The organism is Wolbachia endosymbiont of Drosophila barbarae, assembly GCF_044752445.1.
GTDB lineage: Bacteria > Pseudomonadota > Alphaproteobacteria > Rickettsiales > Anaplasmataceae > Wolbachia > Wolbachia pipientis.
The window spans coordinates 1-7661 of record NZ_JBIXJM010000151.1 but is presented as its reverse complement, the minus strand read 5'-3'; the positions used below and the strand labels follow the sequence as shown (position 1 = coordinate 7661).

The 7661-nt window shown below is 34.9% G+C and carries 7 protein-coding genes, 1 tRNA gene and 1 pseudogene; 2 read left to right on the top strand and 7 right to left on the bottom strand.

The window, feature by feature from the left end:
* The 7 genes from ACIPNH_RS02810 to ACIPNH_RS02780 form a co-directional block, all read right to left on the bottom strand.
* Positions 1-117, bottom strand: a 117-nt coding sequence (locus ACIPNH_RS02810) for an IS630 transposase-related protein (RefSeq protein WP_400771409.1), incomplete at its 3' end; no start/stop codon positions are given.
* A gap of 59 nt (positions 118-176) precedes the next feature.
* Complete coding sequence (locus ACIPNH_RS02805) at positions 177-446, bottom strand: hypothetical protein (RefSeq protein ID WP_400771610.1); 270 nt, start codon at positions 444-446, stop codon at positions 177-179.
* A gap of 283 nt (positions 447-729) precedes the next feature.
* Positions 730-3183 carry an endopeptidase La gene (gene lon / locus ACIPNH_RS02800; RefSeq protein WP_400771608.1) on the bottom strand — a complete coding sequence of 818 codons (2454 nt, stop codon included), beginning with the start codon at positions 3181-3183 and terminating at the stop codon, positions 730-732.
* Positions 3184-3198: 15 nt separating this feature from the next.
* Positions 3199-4476: an ATP-dependent Clp protease ATP-binding subunit ClpX gene (gene clpX / locus ACIPNH_RS02795; protein ID WP_006279985.1), complete on the bottom strand. Its 1278-nt coding sequence runs from the start codon at positions 4474-4476 to the stop codon at positions 3199-3201.
* Positions 4476-5102, bottom strand: a complete 627-nt coding sequence (gene clpP, locus ACIPNH_RS02790; RefSeq protein ID WP_006280254.1) for an ATP-dependent Clp endopeptidase proteolytic subunit ClpP — start codon at positions 5100-5102, stop codon at positions 4476-4478. The genes clpX and clpP overlap by 1 nt, the downstream gene beginning before the upstream one ends.
* 11 nt (positions 5103-5113) lie before the next feature.
* The gene (gene tig, locus ACIPNH_RS02785; protein ID WP_400771612.1) at positions 5114-6448 is read right to left on the bottom strand and encodes a trigger factor; all 1335 of its coding nucleotides are present in this window, start codon (positions 6446-6448) and stop codon (positions 5114-5116) included.
* Between the two features lie 158 nt (positions 6449-6606).
* Positions 6607-6688, bottom strand: a tRNA-Leu gene (locus ACIPNH_RS02780).
* A 140-nt stretch (positions 6689-6828) separates the two neighbouring features.
* Between ACIPNH_RS02780 and ACIPNH_RS02775 the strand changes: the two genes are divergently transcribed.
* Together ACIPNH_RS02775 and ACIPNH_RS02770 are read left to right on the top strand one after the other, a co-directional pair.
* Positions 6829-7425: a BON domain-containing protein gene (locus tag ACIPNH_RS02775; RefSeq protein WP_006279461.1), complete on the top strand. Its 597-nt coding sequence runs from the start codon at positions 6829-6831 to the stop codon at positions 7423-7425.
* 60 nt (positions 7426-7485) lie between these two features.
* Positions 7486-7611, top strand: a pseudogene (locus tag ACIPNH_RS02770) (glutathione synthase); the annotation flags it as partial.
* Positions 7612-7661 lie beyond the last annotated feature (50 nt).

The following is a 7661-nucleotide window of genomic DNA, read 5'->3' as shown; positions in this document are numbered from 1 at the left end:
CTCCCATAAAGTAGTTCGTCCAATTTTAAATCTTGCTGCCACTGTTTCTCTGCTTTCTCCTTCGTCTAGCGCTTCCATTGCTTTTTTCCTTAAGTCATAACTATATGCTGCTGGCACTCAACCTCCTTATCATCTTCTATCCTTATCTTATCACATCCGGACTTCTATGAAAAGAGCTATACTTCACTGAATGCACCTGCAAGTAAAAAAATGATGCACATAGTGATAATATTACGATCTCTTACCCCATCTAGAAAGGCATACATTTTTTCTTCAGTATTGCCCTTGTATAAAACCCAACCCAGAGCTATGGCAGGAACAATGGCTACCAGTGGAGATAACTGATAAAAAGCATTTGACACGCCAAGAACAGTAAAATATATGCCGCTTCCTACAAAAAGAAATAGGAACAGTAAAATAGGCAAAAAATTTGTAAAATAAAACATACCTCAGCTCTGATAAACGCAAATCAACTATGATATAATTTATATTATTATAAACCACAGTTGGCACCTTGACCAATGTTTTTCTAGAAAGCAATCTACCAGAAAAGGTTTCCATGAAAAGGACTATTATAATATATCATCTACTTGAATTAAACTGGGGGATAGAATAAGTAAAAAATATGAATGACATAACAACAAAGCAAGTCATATCCTTATGGGATGCACAAGTTGGTGGATTTTTGCCGGATAAAAGAGAAATGGAGATTGATAATATTTTTTTAATCTAATGCTTCAATGTTTCCGACATAGGAAAAGTATCATCTTTACTTTCTATAGAGGAAGGCACACTATTTTGATTATCATCACCATCAATTGGAGTAGTAGGGTGCATTAAAGCAACTTTCATAACTTCATCAATATTCTTAGCAAAAACTACGTTGATCCCCTCTTTGATGCTTGCCGGAATCTCTTGCATATCTTTCTCATTTTCACTTGGTATAATCACAGTTTTGATTGATCCTCTGAGCGCTGCAAGCAATTTTTCTCTTAAGCCCCCAATAGCTAAAACTCTACCACGCAATGTCACTTCGCCTGTCATAGCAACATTTTTGTTAACTGGTATATTCGTCATAAGAGAAACAATAGACGTACATACCGCACCGCCAGCAGAAGGGCCATCTTTTGGTACTGCACCCTCAGGTACATGTAAATGTATATCATTATTTTGGAATTTTTCGGGCTTTATACCAAAAAACAAACAATTTGATCGAATATAACTATACGCAGCTTTTATAGATTCTTGCATAACCTCTCCAAGCTTTCCTGTGTATTTTATTTCTCCCTTGCCCGGAATTAGGACTGATTCTATCATCAAAATATCACCACCTGTTTCAGTATAGGCGAGCCCAGTTACTATTCCTACTAAACTCTCATTTTCCGCAATGCCAAAGGTATATTTACGTACCCCTAAATAATCTTGTAAATTGTCAACCCCTACGGATATTTTCTTATTTTTATCAGTCAATATTTCTTTAACTGCCTTTCTCATGAGCTTTGCAAGCTCCCTTTCCATACTTCGCACACCACTTTCACGTGTATATAAACGTATCAACTCGTATAACGCCTCATTAGTTATGTCCCATTCCTTCTGATACAAACCATGCTCCTTCTTTAACTTCGGAATAAGGTGGTGTGTAGCAATACTGATTTTTTCATCTTCAGTATACCCGGACAATTGTATAATTTCCATCCTATCACGCAAAGGATGTGGTAAATTTAAGCTGTTTGCCGTAGCTACAAACATTACACTTGAAAGATCAAACTCAACTTCCAAGTAATGATCCGTAAAGTGTTTATTGTGCTCAGTATCTAAAACCTCAAGTAATGCAGACGCAGGATCGCCACGCGAATCAGAACCCATCTTATCTATTTCATCAAGCAGAAAAAGCGGGTTGCATGAATTAGCTTTTTTCATGTGTTGAATGATTTTACCAGGCATTGAGCCAATATAAGTTTTCCTATGCCCTCGTATCTCAGACTCATCACGCACACCACCAAGAGCTATGCGAACAAAATCTCTTCCTACTGCTCTTGCCATAGACTTAGCTAAAGAAGTTTTACCAACACCTGGCGGTCCAACTAAGCAAAGTATAGGACCTTTTATCTCTTTTACTCTTTTTAATACCGCTAAAAATTCTATTATTCTATCTTTTACTTTCTCTATGCCATAATGATTTTCATCTAAGATTTTCTTAGCTGCATTTAAGTTAATTTTTGCATCTTTGTACTTTCCCCATGGCAACTCAAGCAACCAATGCAAGTAACTAGATATAACTGTAGCTTCAGGAGAAATGGGATTCATTTTCTTGTATCTCTTCAAATCAGTTATAGCTTTCTCTCTTGCTTCCTGAGAAAGCTTTGTTTCATTTATCTTTTTTTCAAATTCATTGAGTATATTCCCTTCATCACCATTCTCAAATTCGCCTAATTCTTTCTGTATAGCTTTCAATTGCTCGTTAAGGTAGTAAACTTTCTGAGTGCTTTCAACTTGCGATTTAATTGTCTTATATAAACGGTTTTGTGCGTTCAAAATACTCATTTCTCTCTCAATAAAAGCAAAAGCTTTTTTTAAACGCTCTTCTGGGTCATAAGCCTCAAGTATGCTTTGTTTATCTGATACTTTTATATTTAAATGTGAAGCTACCGTGTCTACAAGTTGATCAACTTCTTTGATTTGATCAATGGAGTTAATGGCAACCTCGGGCTGATTTTTCTTGTTTAGCTTACACCAGCTATCGAACGCGTCTACAACAGATCGCCTTAAAGCTTCTAAGTCAATATTGTCTTCATCTTCTTTATAATGACTGTCTAACTCTACCCTGGCTTGTAATAAAGTATGAGAGCTAATATATTCTACAACTCTTCCCCTTCTTATCCCCCGGATTATAACTTTTACTGCATTGTCAGGTAATTTTATTAACGGTTGTACAATGCTTGCTAACACACCTACTTCATAAAGATCTTCAGGCCCTGGATTATCAACAGAGCCATCTTTCTGTGCTACAAGAAAAATCTCATTTTGGTGATTACTACTACTTATTGCATACTCTAGTGCATTAACAGATTTTTCTCTGCCTATGAATAAAGGCACCATTATATTTGGAAAAATTACTACATCTCTTAAAGGTAATACTGGCAATGCAGTAAAACTAGAGCTTACAGCACGTTCAATGTTCATAATATATGCCTCAAATTAATCATTAACCGTTATAACATTGCCATTGTTATTATGATTAACCGTTGCTTTTCCTAATTCTACCATTTTCTTAGTGATTACTATAGTGCTACCTTCAAAGCCTCCGTTTCCAGATGTATACATAATGTCAAGCAAAAGTGACTCCAAGATAGCACGTAACATTCTTGCACCTGTTTTGTAGCTTATAGCCTTTTTAGCAATAGCTGATATTGCTTCATCTGAAAACTCAAGGTTTACTTTGCTAAACGCAAGCAATGCTTTGTACTGTTTTATTAGTGCATTCCTTGGCTCTGTCAATACATGTATTAAATCTTCATGATCCAGCTCATCTAAAACAGCAGTTATTGGAACCCGCCCTACAAATTCGGGTATTAAACCGAATTTGATTAAATCTTCAGGTTGAACATCATGTAAAGCATTCTTTTTCTTTTGCTCTTTAGACTGACTTATATCTGCTCCAAAGCCAACTGACGTTCCCTTTTTTCTCGCTTCAATAATTTTATCGAGGCCTTCAAAAGCTCCTCCACAAATAAACAGTATGTTACTAGTATCCACTTGTATAAACTCTTGTTGTGGGTGTTTTCGCCCTCCTTGTGGCGGAACATAAGCAACTGTACCCTCCATAATCTTAAGCAGAGCTTGCTGGACCCCTTCACCTGAAACGTCACGGGTTATTGAAGTGCTTTCAGATTTTCTTGTAATCTTGTCTATTTCATCTATAAACACTATACCACGCTGTGCTTTTACAACGTCATAATTTGCAGCTTGTAATAAACGCGACAACACGCTTTCTACATCATCACCCACATAACCTGCCTCAGTTAAAGTTGTCGCATCAGCCATAGCAAATGGCACATCTGAAACTTTAGCAAGTGTTTTGGCTAGCAAAGTCTTACCAGAACCAGTGGGACCAATAAGCATTATATTTGACTTCTCGATTTCAATATCACTTATAGCATGAAATTGTACCATGGATTGACAATGGTTATACATAGCTACAGATAAAACGTGTTGCGCGTGTTCTTGACCTACAACATGCTTGCTGAGAAAGTTTTTTATATCCTCAGGTTTCTTTAGTAATAGCTTCATATCAGATATACGATCTGAATTAAAAGATCTATCTTTCTTTTGACTTATTGCTTTATGGGATAATTCTATGCACTCATTACAAATAAACACCTTTAAACCATCCGAAGAGTTAGTAATCAATTTATCTACTTCATCTTGCGCCTTGTTGCAAAAAGAACAGTAGTGTAAATCATTATTGTTATCCATTAACCCACCTTTTGTTTAACTTTAATATTTTCAATTTCAATATCTGTACGCTCAGCTATCACCCTGTCAATTAAGCCAATTTTCCTTGCTTCTTCAGGATCCATGAATTTATCTCTTTCCATCATTCCTTCAATTTTCTTCAGTGAATTTCCAGTATGTTTTTCATAAATTTGATTTAGTTTTTTCTTAACCCGCAAAATTTCATTAGCATGTATTTCTATATCAGTTGCTTGACCATGATAACCACCAGATGGCTGATGTATCATAATTCTTGAATGAGGTAGAGAGTAGCGCTTACCTTTTGTACCAGCTGCAAGCAATAAAGAACCCATAGACGCAGCTTGACCTATACATAAAGTTGAAACGTCTGGGTTTATATACTGCATTGTATCGTAGATCGACAAACCAGCAGTTACAACACCACCTGGTGAGTTGATGTACATACAAATGTCTTTATCGGGATTTTCCGATTCTAAAAATAAAAGCTGTGCTACTATTACACTGGCCATATTGTCTTCAATGGGACCTGTTACAAAAATTATTCTTTCTTTCACTAGTCTTGAATATATGTCATAAGCGCGCTCACCGCGACTAGTTTGTTCAACTACAATTGGTATAAGAGTCATACCTTTTCCTATTAAATATTATCAAATAATTCCTTTAATTCTTTCACAGAAACAATCTGCTCTTCTTTACTAACTTTTTCTATTATATAATCTGTCACTTTATACTCAAGCGCTTGCCCTCTAACTAATTCTTGAAATTGTTTATTTGATTCAAAATGCTTAAGTACTCTGTCAAATTGCACATCTTTACTGACATATTGATTTACAATAACACTCAAAACATCATTTTGAGTTAATGATATTTTATGTTCTGCACTAAATTTCATAAATAACATAGCAAGCTTTACACGTTTTTCAGCTTCTTTACGAGAATCATTTTGAGCACCCAATTCTCCTTCCATTCTTTGTTGCTCCTGTTTTACTATGTCTGTGGGTAAATCAAAACTATAATTAGCATCCAAATAATCAAACAGCTCCTTTTTAATTAAGAGATTTCTCATTTCGGTGCACTGATCACCAATCATTTTTTTTGCATGATTTATTAGCAAAGAATAATCTTTAAACCCAATACTCTTAGCTATTTCATCATCATTTTCAAAATCTTTGGCAGTTTGAATCTCATTAACTCGCACAGAAAAATCAGCTTCCTGTCCTGCAAGGGAAATGGCTTGGTAATTTTCAGGAAATTTCAACTTAAAGTTCTTTGTTTCTCCCTTTTTCATACCAGTTAATTGATCTTCAAAACCATTAATAAATGTGCCAGACCCTAAATTAACGGCAAAATCTTTGCTACTTCCACCTTGAAAGAGCTTATTCCTAATCCGCCCTTCAAAATAAATTATCAATTTATCCCCATCTTTCGCTTGATAAGAAGCATCATCAACAGAGGCAAAATTGGGGAACTTTGTTTTGATAGAATCAATAAATTCTTTTATATCTTCCTCTTCAATCTTTGCTTCAATTTTCTTTAAGTTTATTTTGTCAAGATCTATCATCGGTACTTCAGGCATCGACTCAAAAGATAGCTTGTATACAAAATTGCCCTCCTCATTTTCTTTGCCCAGATCTGGTAATGATATAACATCAACCTTAGGATAAATGTGAGACTTGACTTCAATTTTTTTCATCAAATCACTTGAGCAATAATCAATTGTATTATTTATCACATATTCCAAAGCCTCGTTTTTATAATTTGCAACAACAAGGTCATAGGGCATCTTTCCAGCCCTAAATCCAGGTGATTTTGCATTTTCTGCTATCTCTTGCAACCTGGAATTTACCTTTTGTTTTATATAATCACTACCAACTGTGATTTCATACTCATACTTTAGTTTATCTATACTAAGCTCTTTGTAGGTATATACGCTACTTACTTCGACTGTATTTTGAGGTATATTATTAGACATCATAATTCATTTATTAACATTTTAATTCATATCTTAATAGAGTCATTTTACCAGAATTTAAGTTAAACACAATCCTTAAGAACAGGTTTTTACACAAACAAAAGTGTATTTAGTGATTATAAATTTTCCCTTAAAACCTAAGTTACATGACTTTAAAGTGCGGATAGAGGGACTTGAACCCCCACGAGCAAGCTCACCAGGACCTAAACCTGGCACGTCTACCAATTCCGCCATATCCGCAAGAAATTTTCAGTACCCTATTATAGGTATTCCATTAAAAATATTCAAGGTTTAAAGTCTTACTTAATTTATGGTATTTACACAATCAAAAAAGCTTATTAACATTTCTTAATGAAAGCTCTAAACCCTGAAAATCAATAATGAGATTAATAACAAGCTTCTTACTCGCAATTTTTTTGATTACACAAAGTGGTTGCACAACCCTTATAATAGGTGGTGTGGTGGCTACAGCGACAGCAACAGCAATAACAATGCAGGACAAATCCTTGGGAAATATCATTGATGATACGACTATGGTCATCAGAATTAATAAGGGGCTCTTAAAACATGGGCTATTTTCATCCATAAAGGTTAAAGTAAGTGAAGGAAGAGTATTGCTCATTGGAAGTGTTGACACTCCTGAAAAACAACTTACAGCAGAAAAAATAGCTTGGCAGCAAAAAGAAATTAAAGAAGTGATAAATGAAATAAGAGTAATACCAATTCAAATGGCTTCCATGCTAGACACCACTGTAGATGGCATGATAACAGCGGAAATAAGAACAAGACTCCTGGGAAAAAGAAATATTAAGTCAATTAATTATAGCGTTAATACGGTTGATAGAGTTGTTTATTTGATGGGTATAGCCCAAAATAAAGCGGAATTAAAAGCTGTAATAGCAATTGCAAGAAAAGTAAAGGGAGTAAAACAAGTTGTAAGTTATGTACGATATAGGTACAGTAAGTTACGCCATTAGGCAAAAATCGCTTTCAAATTATAACATTTGTACAATTGTGACAATAGGTAGAGAACATAAATGAAAGTTGCCTTTCAGATGGATGAAAATATAAATTTTGAAACTGACACTACATTCGTGCTAATAAAGGAAGCACAAAGGAGGAAGCACGAAGTTTTTGTCTATGCTTCTAAGAAACTCTTTCTGCTAGTAGCTCTTTTTTAATCAAGACATAACCAAATTCACTAGCTTTCTTG